Here is a 240-nt window from a genome sequence, read left to right on the forward strand (position 1 = left end):
CGGCCAGAAGGCCTCAGGGCAGGACAAGTGGGCGCTGCTCCCGGCAGATGCGATGGGAGCCACGATTCGAAAGATTACCTCCGCTGGCCAGTCGCGGATCGTAATCCGCACGAGGTACACCTACGAAAGCAAGCTGGAGGCGTCGGACTGGCGCATGGGCAAGATGGCCAAGGCCCATCGAGACGCGCTCGACGCGCGGTTCCCGGGTCTCGCGAATGTCCCTTTCGAACATAGCTGGGC

The 240-nt window shown here is 63.8% G+C and carries 1 pseudogene; it reads left to right on the forward strand.

The annotated features are described in order from the left end of the window. Window positions 1-240 (forward strand): annotated as a pseudogene (locus tag AF337_RS44780) (FAD-dependent oxidoreductase); the annotation flags it as partial.

Origin of the sequence: Rhizobium ecuadorense (assembly GCF_001187535.1) — a bacterium.
GTDB classification, from domain to species: domain Bacteria; phylum Pseudomonadota; class Alphaproteobacteria; order Rhizobiales; family Rhizobiaceae; genus Rhizobium; species Rhizobium ecuadorense.